Source organism: Actinoalloteichus hymeniacidonis (assembly GCF_014203365.1).
GTDB classification, from domain to species: Bacteria; Actinomycetota; Actinomycetes; order Mycobacteriales; family Pseudonocardiaceae; genus Actinoalloteichus_A; species Actinoalloteichus_A hymeniacidonis.
Genome location: NZ_JACHIS010000001.1, coordinates 255812 through 271305, shown reverse-complemented (window position 1 = coordinate 271305; position 15494 = coordinate 255812). Strand labels below are relative to the sequence as shown.

Genomic DNA, 15494 nt, shown 5'->3' with positions numbered 1-15494 from the left:
AAGAGTTGTCGAGACGATACGGGGCCGCCGTTCCCCCGGCCGCCCCGTCCCTGTGCGAGGGGGTCGAGCCATGGGGCGCGGCCGAGCTAAGGCCAAGCAGACGAAGGTGGCCCGGGAGCTCAAATACAGCACCCATGCCACGGACTTCGACGCTCTGCAGCGCGAGCTGTCAGGCGGCGAGTCCTCTGGTAAGCGGTCCGATGATGACCGACCTGGAGACTCGTACGAAGACCGGTACGACGAATACCGAGGTTGACTCAGCCGATAATCAGGCGGGTCGCCTCCGGTGGGGGTCACGCGCCTGATGGCTTTGTCCTCAGCCTGGTCATAGTCAACGGTCCCTGTACCTAGTTCGGGCTTTCGAACGACTCATGCCGGGCCACACCTCAACAGGGTGTGCCCCGGCATGACTCGTCCTGTCCACAAACCACATGACGCGCCGCGAGCCACTGGCGCGCCACCAGAGCAGACGAGGCCCCGCATCCGGCTTGGATGCGGGGCCTCGTTGTTGTTGGGTCCTGACCAGATGGGTGGGCTGGCTGGTCAATTCTCGCCAATCGATATTCCGTCATCTCATCGCCAGGGCCTTCCCGCAGTCGAGAGCACTCGGAAGCGCGCGTTCACCCAAACAGACGAACGACGCAAGCAAAAAACCCGTTAAACCCACCCGTACCTGTGATCTAGAGCCATCTGCGGCAGGCCGCCGTTTCGAATCGAGGACAACTGCGCCTGCAGTCGATATCGTTGGTAGTCGATCCACCGGGCGTACAGCTCGCGCAACTCGGTTACAGGGCAAAGGGGGAAGCCATGGCTGACTCGTATGAGGTCGATCCAGAACTACTACCGCAAGCAATCGTTGACCTCGAGGAGGCCAGAGAGCAATTGCGATCCGTTCGCGAGAAGGCACAAGAACTAGCAAGGAGACCACCTAGCCGCGGCGGCGACCAGGTAAGTATTAACTCTGGGACCGAACTAGCTCGCGTTGCAGGGGACGGTTCCAGCGGGTCGCTAATTCATACCGTAAACGCATACGAAGACGCAATCAACGCAACACTTGAAAAGTTCAGAGAAATGCTCGCCGATTACCTTGAACTTGAGGAAGTCAATCTCATTCCCGATATCGAGCTAGATCCATCACCTTACGAAAGTAGCCCAAGCTACGAAGAAATACAACGCAACCAGCAGCAGCGGTATAACTATGGCAACGGCAACATCGCAGTCTGAGGAATGAGAGAACATTGAAGCATTCAAGCCAACTACGAGCAGCAGCTCTCGCTCTGCCCGCCGCGATTCTCCTCGCCGCCTGCGGACCAGGAAGTGAAGAACAAGCAGATCCCACAGAGACAGCTTCGTCCGATACCACCTCAACCACAGTCGCCGAGAGTAGTTCGCAGGACCAAGAACTCCTTGCTCCGCCTGTAGCTGCACCCAAGGACGTAAGCGGACTGGATACCTGCACGTTCCTCAGCTCAGCGGATGCTACTGCACTCGGTTTCGACGCAGAAGGAATTCCACAAGAAAGCGCCGCTGGCAACAGCATAGACCCGTGCTCGTGGACCACTTCCGGCCGCTCAGATGGATCTGGAGTCTACATCTATTCGGATGTGGACGGAATCGGATTGAGCCAAATGTATTCACTTCAAGGCGATTCTTATCCCGATTTTCGCGAGTTCGATATCGCTGGCTTCCCGGCGGTCCAGGCAACGTTGGGTGGCGCTACCGATACAGCCTGCGAGATTCACGTAGGAGTTGCCGATGATCAGTTCATCACCGTCAGCGGGGGACTCGGAAGCGACGAAGAAGGCGATCCATGTGAACAGGCAACTACTGTCGCGGAGGCTGTGATCTCAACCTTGCCAGCGGCTGATCAATAGGGGGATCGATGACAGACTTACAGCTTAGAACAACTAATGAGAACTTCAGTGGGAAGACGGCACACCAGATCAAAGCCGATCTCAACGCCGATGGCCATAACGGCAGCTTCAACGTCGCTTATGCCGGCTGGTCAGACGTCGGAACGCAATTCGCCGATATTGGGAGCTATATCGACTCGGCGCTGAAGAAGGCAGCGGGCGCACACACCGGCGCGGCAGCCGACGCCTCACAAGGAGCGGTAGCGCCACTGGCAGACTACGCACGCCAGGGCCAGGAGCAGGCAGAGGCCATTCGCGACGTGATGAGCAGTCAACAATTGACTCATCTCACCGTGGAGAACGACACTCCCGAAGGTCAGGCGTCGGCGCCCGAGAAGCAAGGCTTCGAGAACGTCCTTCCGTCCGGGTGGACCGGACATGGCGATCGGATGGATGCGTACGAGGCCGAGAATGAGTCGGCTCGACATGCAATGGAGCTCTACCAGAGCGAGACCAACGCACGTCTACTCGCAGTGCCTACCTTCGCAGAACCGCCGCAGGTCGAGTACTCCGCCAAGAGCAGCACACCGACGGATGTCGGGGCCGGGCAGGACAACCGGATCAGCACACCGCCCAGCGGTGGCACGAATCCCGGCGGTGGAGGACCTGGTGGTTCGGGCGTACCCGGCGGCGGCTGGACTCCGCCCGGCGCGGGCGGGCCGGGCGGTTCGGGTGGTGGCTCCTCGCCGGGCGGCGGTTCGCCGATCGGGTCCGCCCCAGGCATCAGTCCGGACGGAAACATCTCCAACCCGGTTCCCTCGGTTCCCGGACCCGGCGGTCCCGGCGGTTCGTTCAACCCGAACCCGCCCGGGGGATCTCTACAGCCGCAACCAGGTCCTGGCGGGTTCCTTCCGGGCGGGCCCAACGGTCCCCATGGCCCTGGTGGCCCCGGCGGGCAAGCTGGTGGTCCTGGCGGCCGGATGCCCGGTGGTCCCGGCGGCGGCCGGATGCCCGGAGGGCCGGGTGGTGGTCCGGGCGGCGGGCGGCCGGGCGGATTCGGCGGGCTCGGCGGCGGGCCGGGTGGTCCTGGCGGCGGTCGAATGCCCGGTGGGTTCGGTCCCGGTGGCGCCGGCGGTTTCGGTCCGGGTGGGTCTGGCGGCTTCGGCCCAGGCGGCTCCGGTGGTCCGGGAGCCAGCGGCTTCGGACCCGGTGGGTCGACGGGTGCCGGTGGTCCCGGCGGTCGGATGCCAGGCGGTTTTGGTCCGGGTGGCGGCTTCGGCCCTGGTGGTGGTGCCGCGGGCGGCGGGATGGCCGGTGGTGGCGGCGGTGCCGGTGGCAAGGGCGGTCAGGGCGAGGAGGACAAGGAACACAAGCGCGCCGACTATCTATTGGAAACCGAGGACGTCTTCGGCGACGGGATGAAGGTCGCGCCCGCGGTGTTCGGCGAAAACCCGCCTGGGTATGGGCGGTGACAGTGGACGTCCGGGGGCGCATCAGCCTGTCCGCCATCGAGGTGGACAGCATTCTCACCACGCTCAAGGTTGCCTTACCCACTGCCTTCCAGTTCCTCGGATTCGGGGAGACCGAGGACGAACGAAGGCAGCTGCTTCGACAAGCCTGGCAAGGTTTGGAGAGTAAGGGGTTGGTGGAACGGGGCGAACTGCATCCGTTCTTGGTCAGCGCGTTCCAGACCTTGGCGCGACCCGCCATGTCGATCTGGGCGTTCATCCAGCTCGGTGGGATGGAGGAGATCGATGCTGTGGTCGCGGCCAACGGGGAGTTCGCCGTGCTCGCAGCGCACCACGGTGCCAAAGATCTCCATCCGCACGACCGAGAACTGAATCTTGAACCAGTTCGTGGCAGCGGTCTGCCGTGGGCAGCGGCCGCGTTACTACCCGAGCATCGCCCAGGGCCAGGCCGATCAGTCAACTGTGGGTCCGCGGAGATCGAGGAAGCGAGCAAGGCCGCAGGTCGCAATCCGGAGTCGGCGCGCACCGCGTTCATGCAGGCAGGTATCCGTCAGTCGGATGCGGACATGTTGGCCACGGTGCTCACCGCCAAGCGGCTGCGGTTCGGGGAGTTCAGCGCACGTGGTTTCGATCCGCTCAGCGGTCGAACCCGAAAGTCGGAGTTCCGCGCGGACATCCTGGACACGGTGAACGGCCGTTACCTGCTGCAACACAAACCCGACCAGAGCGGCGGGCGTTGGTTCACCATGGCGCCGACCGACCGGAATCGGTTCGCCACCCAACTCGACGAGGTTCTGCAGTCGGTGGCACCACGGCGCCGCTGAAGCTCGACCGGCGAAGGTAGACGTCCGGGCTGTCCGCATTCGGTGCGGGCAGCCCTTTGCCGATGTGACTGGCCGCAGTCGTCATGGCGCCTGCGGCCAGTCGAAGCCATTACGTAGTTTCCACGCCCGATCCGCACAGGTCAGACAGGTACGGTCGATCAATCGGCCAGCTCGTTCCGCTTGGGTGAGTATCGCGAGCGGAACTCCGCACAACGCCGTGATCGCGACACCGGGATCAGGCCGGACTCCGGCTGCGGCGTGTCGGTCCCAGACCATGCCCTTGGCCGGGCGAATGGCTTCCCAGAAGAGCTGCGTCGCATTGTCCATCTGACGTCCTAAGCGGCTTGTGGGAGCAAGGAGCCGGTCAACACCGTGCGGAAGCCGTGGGGAACGACGTCGGCCTCCGGAGCATCGGCGATTGATCGAAAGTGGTCGGGGAAGACCGGGGAGAGTGACGGACCGGCCTTCCCCGACAGGCGGCCCTCACCTCGGGGAGGGGCGAGGACCGCATACGCGGAGCCCGGGGGAAGGCTCCGAAGATGGCGGGCCACAAGTTCCGCCTGACATCGTTCGATGATCAGCTCGGGTGTCCGACCGCTGACCACCTCGAGTCGTCGGAGAACTCGACGCCGCGATCGGCGATGGGAGTGCCCCCGCAATCGCGGACCTCGTACGGCCTGAGCCCACCGGCGGAATCCAGCCAGCGCACGAACCCAGTTGACCAGCACCAACCCAGATCCCAGGAAAAGAGATCCCACGTACAGCCCCGGATGCATCCTGAGTTCCTTTCACGCCACCTCGACGACTACGGAAACGCTATATGTATCCGGAAACAATAGGTATTCCCTGAAGGGGTGACTCTCCGTGCAGGTCGGGTGACTAGGCTTCCGGCATGCCGACCGTCGGAACCTCGCGTGTCCGTCTGCTGGGTTCCGGACTCCGCGAAGCCAGAGAGCAGATGTCCCTACGTGCCCTCGCAACGGCCTGCGGAATCTCCGCAGCTCAGTTGAGCAAGTTCGAGAACGGGCGAAAGGCTCCCAAGCCCAGCCAGGTCTCGGCCATCCTGACTGCACTCGGCGTAGTCGATGAACGCCGAGACGCCCTAGTCGCGATGGCAGAACGATCAGACGAACAGGAGTGGCTGGAAGTCGAGGCCGGACCGCCACCGAAAACGATCTCGAGGCTCATTGCTTTCGAGCGCGAAGCGGTTCGGGCGGTCGACGTTGCCTGCCTGGTCATCCCCGGCTGGCTGCAGACGCCTGACTATGCGCGAGGCGTCCTCGCGGCCGTTCGGGTTCCGCCAGCGCACATTGACTCACTTGCCCTACTCAGGGTTGGCAGGGCCGAGGTGCTTACCCGCGATGATCCGTTGGACTACGTCGCCTTGATCGACGAGACCGTGTTGCATCGGAAAGTAGGCAGTCACCAGGTCATGGCGAAGCAGCTGGGACATCTGCTGACCATGTCAGATCTCCCGAACGTCGAAATTCGGATCTTGGCTGGTGGTCAGGCACATCTCGGAATGGAGGGTCCGTTCCTGCTGCTCGAATTCTCCAAGGCTCGTCCGATCGTGCACTTGGAACATCGACGGGCAACGGTGTTCCTCGACCGCGCGGAACATGTTTCAGATTTCACCCAAGTCGCCGATATTCTGCGTGCCGAGGCTATGAGCAGCGAGCAATCACGGGAGCTCATAGCGGAGCAGCACGCGCGATGGGAGAACGGCGATGGCAGCGTCCTTCACCAACTGGCGTAAGTCGCAACGCAGCCTCTCACAAGGCCATTGTGTCGAGGTCGGTCGACTGCCCGAGTTAGTCGGCATCCGGGACAGCAAGAACCCCGATGGCGGCACGCTCGCCGTCACGCGTAGCACCTTCGGCACGCTTCTGGCCTCGATCAAAGCCGACCGGCTGCGCTGAAGTAGCGAGAAGCATGGAGAAAAGCGAGACACCGGGAGGGCTCCCGGTGTCTCGCCATGGTTTTCCCAAGCCTGCGCAGCGGCTGAATATCAACTCGCCGCGCGAAACGAGGTCAGAACCTCGGGTGCTGTCCGATCATCGTCACGCGCGGGGCTGCGCTGCCGTCGGCGGACACATCCCCGGAGCGGGCCACCTCGCCGAGCACCCAGGCGGGCACGTGGCGGGCGGTGAGCAGCGCCAATGCGCGGTCGGTGTCCTCGGCGGCGACCACTGCGGCCATGCCGACGCCCATGTTGAAGGTGCGTTCCATCTCCTCACGTGCCACCCGACCGCGCTGGGCGATCAGCGAGAACACCGGCGAGGGCGTCCAGGTTCCCCGATCCAGGACGGCGGTCAGGCCGTCGGGGATCACCCGGGACAGGTTGTTGGCCAGACCGCCACCGGTGATGTGGGACAGCGTCCGCACGTCGGTCTCGGCGATCAATGCCAGGCAGTCCTTGGCGTAGATGCGGGTCGGTTCGAGCAGTTCGTCGCCGAGCGAGCGGCCGAACTCCTCGACATGCCCGGACAACGGCATCCGTGCGATGTCCAGGAGGACGTGCCGGGCCAGCGAGTATCCGTTGGAGTGCAGCCCGGAGGAGCCAAGGGCGAGCACCACGTCGCCGGGGCGGACCCGGTCGGGGCCGAGCACGGAATCGGCTTCGACGACGCCGACACCGGTGCCGGAGATGTCGTAGTCGCCCTGCACCATCAGGCCGGGGTGCTCGGCGGTCTCGCCGCCCAGCAACGCGCAACCCGCCTGGACACAACCCTCGGAGATGCCCTTGACCAGCTCGGCGATCCGCTCCGGGATGACCTTGCCGACCGCGATGTAGTCCTGCATGAACAGCGGCTCGGCACCGCACACCACGAGGTCGTCCATCACCATGGCGACCAGGTCGATGCCCACCGTGTCGTGCCGGTCCAACGCCTGGGCAATGGCGATCTTGGTGCCGACGCCGTCGGTCGAGGACGCGATGACCGGCTCGCGCCAGCGGTCCAGCTTCAGCTTGAAGAGCCCGGCGAAACCACCGAGCCCGCCGAGCACCTCAGGACGAGTCGCCCTGGCCGCCCAGGGCTTGAGTCGCTCAACCGCCTCGTCACCAGCGGAGATGTCTACTCCGGCAGCGGCATAGGTGGCACCTGACATCTCGGTCTGGGCAGTCACAACAGCTCCATGTCATCCGAAGACATATCTGAGGGATCGAAGGGCCTCGTCAGGCCCGGCGCCGCCTCGAGGCGGGCCCTGCCAGCTTCCTCGACAACCACGCTACGCGCTGGCATAGATCCACAACGTAACGGTTGTCGCACCATCGGCGGACGGCGGCCGCCCCAACCAGGTGTTGAGGAAACCGTTATGGGCGGCCGACGGCATCCTGCGCCCCGTAGGAACTGGGTACCACCGGTTCGGCGGGCCCCGAGGTGCCTGCGGCATCCGTGTCCCAGGCTTCGAGCAGGTTCTTGCCTAGCATCTCATCCGAGGGCAAGGCAATGGGGTACTCACCGTCGAAGCAGGCCGCGCACAACCGGGTCCTGGGTTGCTCGGAGGCCGCGACCAGGTTGTCCAGCGACACGTAGCCCAACGTGTCCGCGCCCACCGACCGGCGTACCCCGTCGATGTCGACGCCGTTGGCGATGAGTTCTGCCCGCGAGGCGAAGTCGATTCCGTAGAAGCACGGCCACCGCACGGGCGGCGAGGCGATCCGGACATGCACCTCCAGCGCGCCTGCCTCCCGCAGCATGCGCACCAGGGCCCGCTGGGTGTTGCCCCGCACGATCGAGTCATCCACGACGACCAAGCGCTTGCCCCGGATCACGTCGCGCAGCGGGTTGAGCTTGAGGCGGATGCCCAGCTGGCGGATGGTCTGCGAGGGCTGGATGAAGGTCCGGCCGACGTAGGAGTTCTTGACCAGGCCTTGGCCGTAGGGGATGCCGGAGGCCTGGGCGTAGCCGATCGCGGCGGGCGTGCCCGATTCCGGCACCGGAATGACCAGGTCGGCCTCGACGGGGTGTTCCTCGGCGAGTTTCCGGCCGATCTCGACGCGGGTGGCGTGCACCGAGCGACCCGAGATGGTGGTGTCCGGACGAGCCAGGTAGACGTACTCGAACAGGCAGCCCTTGGGCTCGGGCGAGGCGAAACGCGAGCTGCGCAGGCCATCGGAGTCGATGGCCAGCAGCTCGCCCGGTTCGATCTCGCGGACGAAGGAGGCACCGACGATGTCCAGTGCGGCCGTCTCGCTGGCGATGACCCAACCGCGTTCGAGCCTGCCGAGGCACAGCGGGCGCACGCCCTGCGGGTCGCGGGCCGCGTAGAGGGTCGATTCGTCGGAGAAGACGAGCGAGAACCCACCTCGGACCGTGGGGAGCAGGTCGAGGGCCGCCTGCTCGATCGTCATGTCCGCAGCGGCGTGGGCCAGCAGCCCGCACACCAGGTCGGAGTCGGTGGTGGCCGCCATGTCGTTGGAGTTGCCGACGATGCCGAGCTCCGCGGAGCGCGCCAACAGCTCGGCGGTGTTCACCAGGTTGCCGTTGTGGCCGAGCACCAGTCCGCTGCCGGTCGCGGTGGTGCGGAAGATCGGCTGGGCGTTCTCCCACTTACCGGAACCGGTCGTGGAGTATCTGGTGTGGCCGACGGCGACGTGCCCTCGAAGCGAGGAGAGCACCTGCTCGTCGAAGACCTGGCTGACCAGGCCGAGGTCCTTGTAGACCACGACCTTGCGCCCGTCGCCGACGGCGATGCCCGCCGCTTCCTGGCCCCGGTGTTGCAGAGCGTAGATCCCGTAGAAGGTGATCTTCGCAACCTCTTCGCCGGGGGCCCACACGCCGAACAGACCGCATTCCTCGCGAGGAACGTCCGTATCGATGTCGACCGATGTGGGGTTGGGGGTTGCCTTCGCTGTGCCGTTGGCGTCTGCTGCTGCCGCCGGTTGGTGGACGACCACCGAGATCTCCCTATGGATGGAAGGCGGGATACCGCCCGAGTGTAGTCCGAGCGGCCATCTCGCCGATGAGTCGCGCGCCTCCGCACCCCGTCGCCGGGGCGCCGTTCGGGCTAAGTGCGGCCGCCGAGTGACGTAGAACTCATTCGAGTGGCGGGCTCGTCGCCGCGTGTTCGACGTCGAACGCGCCCCTCAGACCGACAGCAGCGGGAGCCAGTGGGAGATGTCGGCGCGCGAACCGGAGGCATCGACCCGCCCGGCTGACACCGCATCCGCCCAGGCCAGGCTGCCTGTGGCGAGTTCGAGCCAGGTGCGGGGGTCGGTCTCCACGACGTTGGGCGGGGTGCCTCGGGTGTGCCGGGGTCCCGCGACACACTGCACGGCGGCGAAGGGCGGCACCCGCACCTCCACGGTGTGGCCCGGCGCGGTCTGCTCCAGGGTGCGCAGGCTGAGGCGTACCGCCGAGGCCAGCACCGGCCGAGGTGGTTGCTCGCCGTCGGCGACGAGCCACTCCCGCACCGCCGTCACCGCGGCTACCAGCTCATGTGGGTCGACTCGACGCGTGCCAGCCATGGACGTCAGCCTAACCAGGCGGCTTCCCCGGCATAGTCGGGTCGGCGGGCCTACGGTTGGCCGATGGGGCTGTCCGCGAAGCCACACCTGCCCTCGCCGGGCGTGCCACCGGCCAGCGGTGCCGGGCAACCCGGGCCCATCGAGGACTACGCGTTGCTCTCCGATCTGCGCACGGCGGCGCTGGTGGGCAAGGACGGGTCGATCGACTGGCTGTGCGTGCCCCACTTCGACTCGCCATCGTGCTTCTCCCGGTTGCTCGCCGACGACCGCGCCGGACATTGGCGGATCGCGCCGGTCGAGGAGGTCCAGGAGGTTCGGCGGCGATACCGCGAGGACACCATGGTGTTGGAGACCGATTTCCACACCGTGCACGGCGTCGTGCGGCTGATCGATGCGATGGAACCGCATCCGGGTGACCAGGAACTTCCGATGCGCTTGATCCGCAAGGTGCAGTGCATCTCGGGCTCGGTGCAGATGCGGCTCGACTGGGTGGTGCGCTTCGCCTACGCCGATTCGGTGCCCTGGGTACGCCGCGTGCAGGAACCTGACTCGGAGGAATGCATCTTCGCGGTGGCGGGACCGGATTCGGTCGTGTTGCGCGGCGAGCCGTTGCCGCGTCCGGTCGGCGACCGTCGAGCGCACGAGGCGATCTTCACCATCGGAGCGGGCGAGAGCCGCGCGTGGGTGATGCAGTACACCTGGTCTGCCGAGGACCCGCCCGGCTGGGTCGATCCGGGCGAGTGCCTGCGCAACACCGAGGAATTCTGGCGGGATTGGACGTCCCGAATCCTTTATCGGGGCCCGCACGAAACGGCGGTCCGACGCTCGTTGATCACCCTCAAGGGCCTGATCTACGCGCCGAGCGGCGGCATCGTCGCCGCGCCGACCACCTCGCTGCCGGAGGCATTGGGCGGCGCCCGGAACTGGGACTATCGCTACTGCTGGCTGCGGGACGCCACGCTCACCCTGTTGGCGTTGGACTCGTTGGGCTGTTCCGCAGAGGCCGAGTCCTGGCGGGACTGGCTGCTGCGGGCGGTGGCGGGCGACCCGGCGGATCTACAGATCATGTACGGCATCGACGGCCGCAGGCACCTGCTCGAATGGCACCCGGAGTGGCTGACGGGCTATCAGGGCGCCCAACCGGTCCGCATCGGCAACGACGCGTTCCGGCAACGGCAGCTCGACGTCTACGGCGAGGTGATGGACGCCCTCCAGTTGGCGCGGGAGCGCGGTCTCGCCGAGACGACGGCGTCCTGGGCGCTGCAACGCGCCCTGCTGCACGACCTGGAACGCATCTGGCAGCTGCCGGACCGTGGGTTGTGGGAGGTGCGGGGCCCGGAGCGGTATTTCACCCATTCCAGGGTGATGGTGTGGGTCGCCTTCGATCGTGCGGTGCGGGCGATTCAGCAGTTCGATCTGCCGGGGCCGGTGCAGCGCTGGCGTGAGTTGCGCGACCAGGTGCACGCCGAGGTGTTGGAGCACGGCTGGAACGAGCAGGTCGGCGCGTTCACCCAGTACTACGGTGGCACCGAGTTGGACGCCGCGACCCTGCTTCTGCCCACGCTGGGGTTTCTGCCCGGCACCGATGAGCGGATCGTGCGCACGATCGAGGCGATCGATCGCAAGCTGCGCCATGGCGATCTGGTGGACCGCTATTCGACCGAGCCGGGCATCTCCCCGGTCGATGGGCTCAGCGGTAGCGAGGGTTCCTTCATCGCGTGTTCCTTCTGGCTGGTGGACGCGCTGGTGCACGCAGGACGACGCGAGGATGCGCTGGCCATGTTCACCCGGCTGGTGGACTCGGCCAACGACGTCGGGCTGTACTCGGAGGAGTTCGACGCCGAAACGCAGCGCTTCACCGGCAACTTCCCGCAGGCCTTCAGCCATCTGGCGATGGTCGATTCGGCTGCGTTGCTGGCCTTGGAGGGCTTCGGTCGGCACGGCCACGATCGGCGCGGCCGGAGCAGGCATCGGCACGCCCACCGGCATGGTCGCGGCTTGGGCGACTGAGGGTCGCCCGTCTCTTCAGCGCCTGCGCTGGGCGGCCAGCAGCCGGTTGATCGCCGCAGGCGGACCGGGGCGGGCGAAATACCAGCCCTGCCCGGCCTCGCAGCCGATGTCGCGCAGCCGTTCCGCCTGGGCGGCGGTCTCGACGCCCTCGGCGGTGACGGTGAGGCCCAACGCGTGGGCGAGGGTGACCAACGCCCCCACGATCTGCTCGTCCACCGGGTCGGGTTTGCCCGCGACCCGCAGGCCTTCGACGAAGGAACCGGCGATCTTGAGTTCGTGCACGGGCAGTCGTCGCAGGTAGGCGAGGTTGGAGTAGCCGGTGCCGAAGTCGTCGATGGCGATCCGGATGCCCATGTCGTAGAGCTTGCGCAGCGCGCTGGTCTGGTCTTCCGCGGTTCCCATCACGGCGCTCTCGGTGAGCTCCAGTTGGAGCTGTCCCGCGCGCAGGCCGGTCTTGCGGAGAATGGCTTCCACGTCGCTGACCAGCGCGGGATCCCGCGATTGCCGGGCCGCCAGGTTGACGCTCACGAAAGGCGCATCGTCGCCGAACTCGTCGCTCCAGCGTCGTGCCTGCTTACAGGTGTGTTCCAGTACCCAGCGCCCGAGCTGGACGATCAGGCCGGTCTCCTCGGCCAGCCCGATGAACCGGTCCGGAGCGAGCAGTCCGTGTTCGGGATGCTGCCAGCGCACGAGCGCCTCGACCGCGATGACCCGTCCGTCGGCCAAGGCCACCAAGGGCTGGTAGTCGACGTAGAACTCTTCGCGTTCCAGGGCGGCGGGCATCGTCGCCGACAGCCGGAACCTGGCGACCTCACGGGCGTTGCGGTCCGGGTCGAACAGCGCCCACCTGCTCTTGCCCTCTGCCTTGGCCCAGTACAGCGTGACGTCGGCGTCTCGAACCAGGTCCCCGGATCCGCCTGCGATCACCGGTCGTTCGACGATGCCGACGCTGGCCGACACCGATAGTTGGTGGCCGCCGATCCGGATGGGTTCGGTGAGCACGTCCAGCACCTGATCGCCCATCTCGATGAGCTGTTCGGTGCCGGTGCTGCGCTCGGCGAGCAGCACGAACTCGTCGCCGCCGAGCCGGGCGACCAGGCGGTCGTTCGGTGCGACGGTCGATGTGAGTCGTTTGGCCACCGCGACCAGCAGCTCATCGCCGATGTGATGGCCGAGACTGTCGTTGATGACCTTGAAACCGTCGAGGTCGATGAAGCAGAGGCCGACCCGTCGGTCGGGTTCCGGCCGGTTGAAGACCCGGGCGAGCCGATCGAGGAACAGCGCGCGGTTGGCCAGCCCGGTGAGCGGGTCGTGCAGGGCCTGGTAGCGGAGCCGGTCCTGCAGCTGGTGGCGGTCGGTGACGTCTTCCATCATCGCGAGCTGGTACTGCGGCTCGCCGCCCGGCCCGCGCACCAGGGAGACCGTCAGGTTGGTCCACACCGAGTCGCCATCGCTGCGGAAGAACTGCTTCTCCGCGCGGAAGAACTCCCGGTCGCCCCTGGTCAGCTGCCGGTATGCCTCGTGGGTGGACTCGGGGTCGCCCGCATGGAGGAATTCGTGCAGGTGGTAGGCCCGGAAGTCCTCCAGTGAGTAACCGAGCATCTGTTGCAGGGCGAGGTTCGCGTCGAGCATCTTGCCCTCGACATCGGCGAGTCCGATGCCGATGGCCGCCTCGGTGAACAGGGCCCGGAAACGGGCCTCGCTGGCGCGGAGCGCGGCCTCGGCCTGTTCCCTGGCGTCCAGCACCGCCTCGCGGATGGCCTCCTGCTCGTGCAGGGTGCGCTGGCGCAATGCGTAGCCGTAGCCGCCTGCGATGGCCCCCTGAACAGCGGAGAGCCGTTCGACGGACAGCTCAGGCATGGTCTGGCGGACCTCGTCGCCGAGGAGTGCGATGCTGCGTTCGAGGGTGGCGGAACTGGTGAAGTGGCTGTCCACCAGATCGACGCCGATGTCCCAGGCGGGTCGCGCGTTGAACGGGTCGCCGGTGAGGATCTCGAAGATGCGGGTCGACAGGCCGCCGAGGTAGTCGACCACCTCGTCCTGTGACATCGAGACGTAACTGGTCCCGTTGATCACCGCAGCCCATACCTGCGCCAGCCTGCTTGCTGCGGCGGAGGTGTCGCCGTTGGATCCGGCGGCTCCGGCGAGGTCGCTGGATCGCTCCGTCATGCGCACGTCGATGCCTGCTCACGAACTTGGGACCGCCGGGTCAGGGAGCCGGCCTGCGTCGACCGGGCGCCGAACGACGGGCGGGCTCGCCGCGCCACCCCGGAAATCGTTCCGTGGGACCAGGCCGTAACCGGATCGTCAACCACGGGTTCGAGAGTAACCCCCGGGGACATGGCTCGCCCCGCGTACCGTCGCCCATCGCGTCCGGGTGACTGCGGGCGGCGAAGTTGATGATCTTGAGGTGTCCGGTGGACCCGCACCGCACCCCTCCTTCCACGGCCGTGGAAGATCGTCGATCTCCCGGGCCGTCCGGCAGCATACGGTGCGCGGACGATCTTGTGAGGATGTTCGTCGATCACGCCTTCCGGCCGATGCCCACCACACCCGGACCCCAGTCCGCGTCGGGGCCGTCGTAGTAGTCGCCGCCGCTGAAGAGACCCGCGTTGACCAGGCCGGGACGCTCGAGGATCGCGAATCGACCGAAGAGCGCCGCGACCTCGGATTCACTGCGCAGGGTCAACGGTGTCGCGCTCCGGCTGTAGACCTTCTTGACCGTGGTCGACCGATCGTCCTCCCGTTCGCCCTCCTGCCTCGGCTCGGCCAGCCCATGGGAGACGACGAGGTGACTGCCCGAGACGACCGCGTCGTGATAGCGACCGAGGATGGCACTCGGATCATCCGAATCGGGGATGAAGTGCAGCACCGCGACGGTCAGCAGGCCGACCGGCTGGTCGAGGTCGATCAGGCCGCGCAGGGTCGGATCGGCGAGGACGGCATCGACGTCGCGCAGATCGGCGTTGATGGCGGCGGCCCCGTTGTTCTTGCCGAGGATCGACCGACTGTGTGCATAGGCGACCGGGTCGTTGTCGACATAGACCACTCGGGCGTCCGCATCGATGCGTTGCGCGGTCTCGTGGACGTTGCCGACGGTGGGAATGCCGGAGCCGAGATCGATGAACTGGCGGACGCCGGAGTCCAACAGCAGGCGCACCGACCAACGCAGGAACGACCTGTTGAGTTGGGCGAATCGGCGGGTGCCGGGGAAGGTGGCGATCACCTGATCGGCCATCTGGCGATCGACGGCGAAGTTATGCGCACCGCCTAGGAAATAGTCGTACATCCGGGCCGCGCTCGGGCGCTCGACATCGACCTCGGTGGGCGCCCACGACGGACGTTCTCCTGCCACGGAAAGACTCCTCATCGCCAATGCCACTCGATCAGGCGATAATCATAGGCCCCTTCGGTTGCCCGCCGTCACCGCAGGAGCGCGTTCCGTGGCCTTCTGTCGGTTTTGGTTCGCCGGTGGGCGACACCGGTCGTGGCGGGGAGACGGGACAGTGTGGACAACCGGTCGCGAACACCTCCTCGATCACCGGATTCGCCGCGGATACCCCCGAGATCGCGCTGGTCAACGCCGGTGACACCTCGGGATAAGCGTGATCCCGGACATCGACCGCACGTCGAGATCGGCACGGTGCCGTTTCACCGTCGATCACCCGACCGGGGCGATGAAGTTTCCGACCCGTGGCCGGTGCCTGGTAATGATCGACTCGCAGTCACCCAGCTGACCCACTTGGCGGATGACCTCCGCGCGCGACCGAGTCATTCGACATACGGTGAGTCGAGAAATCACGAACTTCCCTTCATATTCAGGAAGTATTCGCCGACACTCACGCCGCACCGGATATCCCGGTAAGAC

15 protein-coding genes are annotated in these 15494 nt (G+C 66.1%); 8 read left to right on the top strand and 7 right to left on the bottom strand.

What is annotated here, in order from left to right:
* Window positions 1-70: 70 nt before the first annotated feature.
* From BKA25_RS01265 to BKA25_RS01255, 3 genes are all read left to right on the top strand, one after another.
* Window positions 71-256: a DUF3073 domain-containing protein gene (locus BKA25_RS01265; RefSeq protein ID WP_069852785.1), complete on the top strand. Its 186-nt coding sequence runs from the start codon at window positions 71-73 to the stop codon at window positions 254-256.
* Between the two features lie 551 nt (window positions 257-807).
* Window positions 808-1224 carry a hypothetical protein gene (locus tag BKA25_RS01260; protein ID WP_157421314.1) on the top strand — a complete coding sequence of 139 codons (417 nt, stop codon included), beginning with the start codon at window positions 808-810 and terminating at the stop codon, window positions 1222-1224.
* A gap of 14 nt (window positions 1225-1238) precedes the next feature.
* The gene (locus BKA25_RS01255) at window positions 1239-1874 is read left to right on the top strand and encodes a DUF3558 domain-containing protein (RefSeq protein WP_172803880.1); all 636 of its coding nucleotides are present in this window, start codon (window positions 1239-1241) and stop codon (window positions 1872-1874) included.
* 857 nt (window positions 1875-2731) lie between these two features.
* Here the strand turns inward: BKA25_RS01255 and BKA25_RS28220 are convergent.
* A complete protein-coding gene (locus BKA25_RS28220; protein ID WP_069852788.1) occupies window positions 2732-3223 on the bottom strand; it encodes a hypothetical protein in 492 nt (163 codons plus the stop codon).
* Between the two features lie 98 nt (window positions 3224-3321).
* Between BKA25_RS28220 and BKA25_RS01245 the strand changes: the two genes are divergently transcribed.
* Window positions 3322-4146 carry an ESX secretion-associated protein EspG gene (locus BKA25_RS01245; protein WP_172803881.1) on the top strand — a complete coding sequence of 275 codons (825 nt, stop codon included), beginning with the start codon at window positions 3322-3324 and terminating at the stop codon, window positions 4144-4146.
* Window positions 4147-4227: 81 nt separating this feature from the next.
* Here the strand turns inward: BKA25_RS01245 and BKA25_RS01240 are convergent, their stop codons facing one another.
* Window positions 4228-4473, bottom strand: a complete 246-nt coding sequence (locus BKA25_RS01240; RefSeq protein WP_157421315.1) for an HC3 family zinc finger protein — start codon at window positions 4471-4473, stop codon at window positions 4228-4230.
* A gap of 565 nt (window positions 4474-5038) precedes the next feature.
* On the opposite strand from BKA25_RS01240, the gene BKA25_RS01235 reads away from it, so the two are divergent.
* Complete coding sequence (locus BKA25_RS01235; protein ID WP_084643460.1) at window positions 5039-5902, top strand: helix-turn-helix domain-containing protein; 864 nt, start codon at window positions 5039-5041, stop codon at window positions 5900-5902.
* Window positions 5874-6065 (top strand): DUF397 domain-containing protein, encoded by a 192-nt coding sequence (locus tag BKA25_RS01230; RefSeq protein WP_069852792.1) that lies wholly within the window; start codon window positions 5874-5876, stop codon window positions 6063-6065. Before BKA25_RS01235 ends, BKA25_RS01230 begins: the two co-directional genes overlap by 29 nt.
* A 112-nt stretch (window positions 6066-6177) precedes the next feature.
* Here the strand turns inward: BKA25_RS01230 and purM are convergent, their stop codons facing one another.
* From purM to BKA25_RS01215, 3 genes are all read right to left on the bottom strand, one after another.
* The gene (gene purM / locus BKA25_RS01225; protein WP_069854158.1) at window positions 6178-7254 is read right to left on the bottom strand and encodes a phosphoribosylformylglycinamidine cyclo-ligase; all 1077 of its coding nucleotides are present in this window, start codon (window positions 7252-7254) and stop codon (window positions 6178-6180) included.
* 205 nt (window positions 7255-7459) lie between these two features.
* Window positions 7460-8968 (bottom strand): amidophosphoribosyltransferase, encoded by a 1509-nt coding sequence (gene purF, locus BKA25_RS01220; protein ID WP_069854159.1) that lies wholly within the window; start codon window positions 8966-8968, stop codon window positions 7460-7462.
* A gap of 267 nt (window positions 8969-9235) precedes the next feature.
* A complete protein-coding gene (locus BKA25_RS01215) occupies window positions 9236-9616 on the bottom strand; it encodes a sterol carrier family protein (protein ID WP_084643461.1) in 381 nt (126 codons plus the stop codon).
* A 63-nt stretch (window positions 9617-9679) separates the two neighbouring features.
* Here BKA25_RS01215 and BKA25_RS01210 point away from each other — a divergent pair, with 63 nt between their 5' ends.
* A complete protein-coding gene (locus BKA25_RS01210; protein ID WP_084643462.1) occupies window positions 9680-11626 on the top strand; it encodes a glycoside hydrolase family 15 protein in 1947 nt (648 codons plus the stop codon).
* Window positions 11627-11641: 15 nt separating this feature from the next.
* Here BKA25_RS01210 and BKA25_RS01205 read toward each other — a convergent pair whose 3' ends face one another.
* Both BKA25_RS01205 and BKA25_RS01200 read right to left on the bottom strand, forming a co-directional pair.
* The gene (locus BKA25_RS01205) at window positions 11642-13795 is read right to left on the bottom strand and encodes a putative bifunctional diguanylate cyclase/phosphodiesterase (RefSeq protein WP_084643463.1); all 2154 of its coding nucleotides are present in this window, start codon (window positions 13793-13795) and stop codon (window positions 11642-11644) included.
* Window positions 13796-14150: 355 nt separating this feature from the next.
* Entirely contained in the window at window positions 14151-14981 is an 831-nt protein-coding gene (locus BKA25_RS01200; RefSeq protein ID WP_172803882.1) for an SAM-dependent methyltransferase, read from the bottom strand.
* A gap of 116 nt (window positions 14982-15097) precedes the next feature.
* Between BKA25_RS01200 and BKA25_RS27460 the strand changes: the two genes are divergently transcribed.
* Window positions 15098-15229, top strand: a complete 132-nt coding sequence (locus BKA25_RS27460; RefSeq protein WP_257786082.1) for a hypothetical protein — start codon at window positions 15098-15100, stop codon at window positions 15227-15229.
* The last annotated feature ends 265 nt before the right edge of the window (window positions 15230-15494 follow it).

What these genes read in the sequence shown, in the direction of transcription:
- BKA25_RS01265 (WP_069852785.1), top strand. Translation starts at nt 71, where the DNA reads ATGGGGCGCGGCCGAGCTAAGGCCAAGCAGACGAAGGTGGCCCGGGAG.
- BKA25_RS01260 (WP_157421314.1), top strand. Translation starts at nt 808, where the DNA reads ATGGCTGACTCGTATGAGGTCGATCCAGAACTACTACCGCAAGCAATC.
- BKA25_RS01240 (WP_157421315.1), bottom strand. Translation starts at nt 4,473, where the DNA reads ATGGACAATGCGACGCAGCTCTTCTGGGAAGCCATTCGCCCGGCCAAG.
- BKA25_RS01235 (WP_084643460.1), top strand. Translation starts at nt 5,039, where the DNA reads ATGCCGACCGTCGGAACCTCGCGTGTCCGTCTGCTGGGTTCCGGACTC.
- BKA25_RS01230 (WP_069852792.1), top strand. Translation starts at nt 5,874, where the DNA reads ATGGCAGCGTCCTTCACCAACTGGCGTAAGTCGCAACGCAGCCTCTCA.
- purM (WP_069854158.1), bottom strand. Translation starts at nt 7,254, where the DNA reads ATGTCAGGTGCCACCTATGCCGCTGCCGGAGTAGACATCTCCGCTGGT.
- BKA25_RS01215 (WP_084643461.1), bottom strand. Translation starts at nt 9,616, where the DNA reads ATGGCTGGCACGCGTCGAGTCGACCCACATGAGCTGGTAGCCGCGGTG.
- BKA25_RS01210 (WP_084643462.1), top strand. Translation starts at nt 9,680, where the DNA reads ATGGGGCTGTCCGCGAAGCCACACCTGCCCTCGCCGGGCGTGCCACCG.
- BKA25_RS01205 (WP_084643463.1), bottom strand. Translation starts at nt 13,795, where the DNA reads ATGACGGAGCGATCCAGCGACCTCGCCGGAGCCGCCGGATCCAACGGC.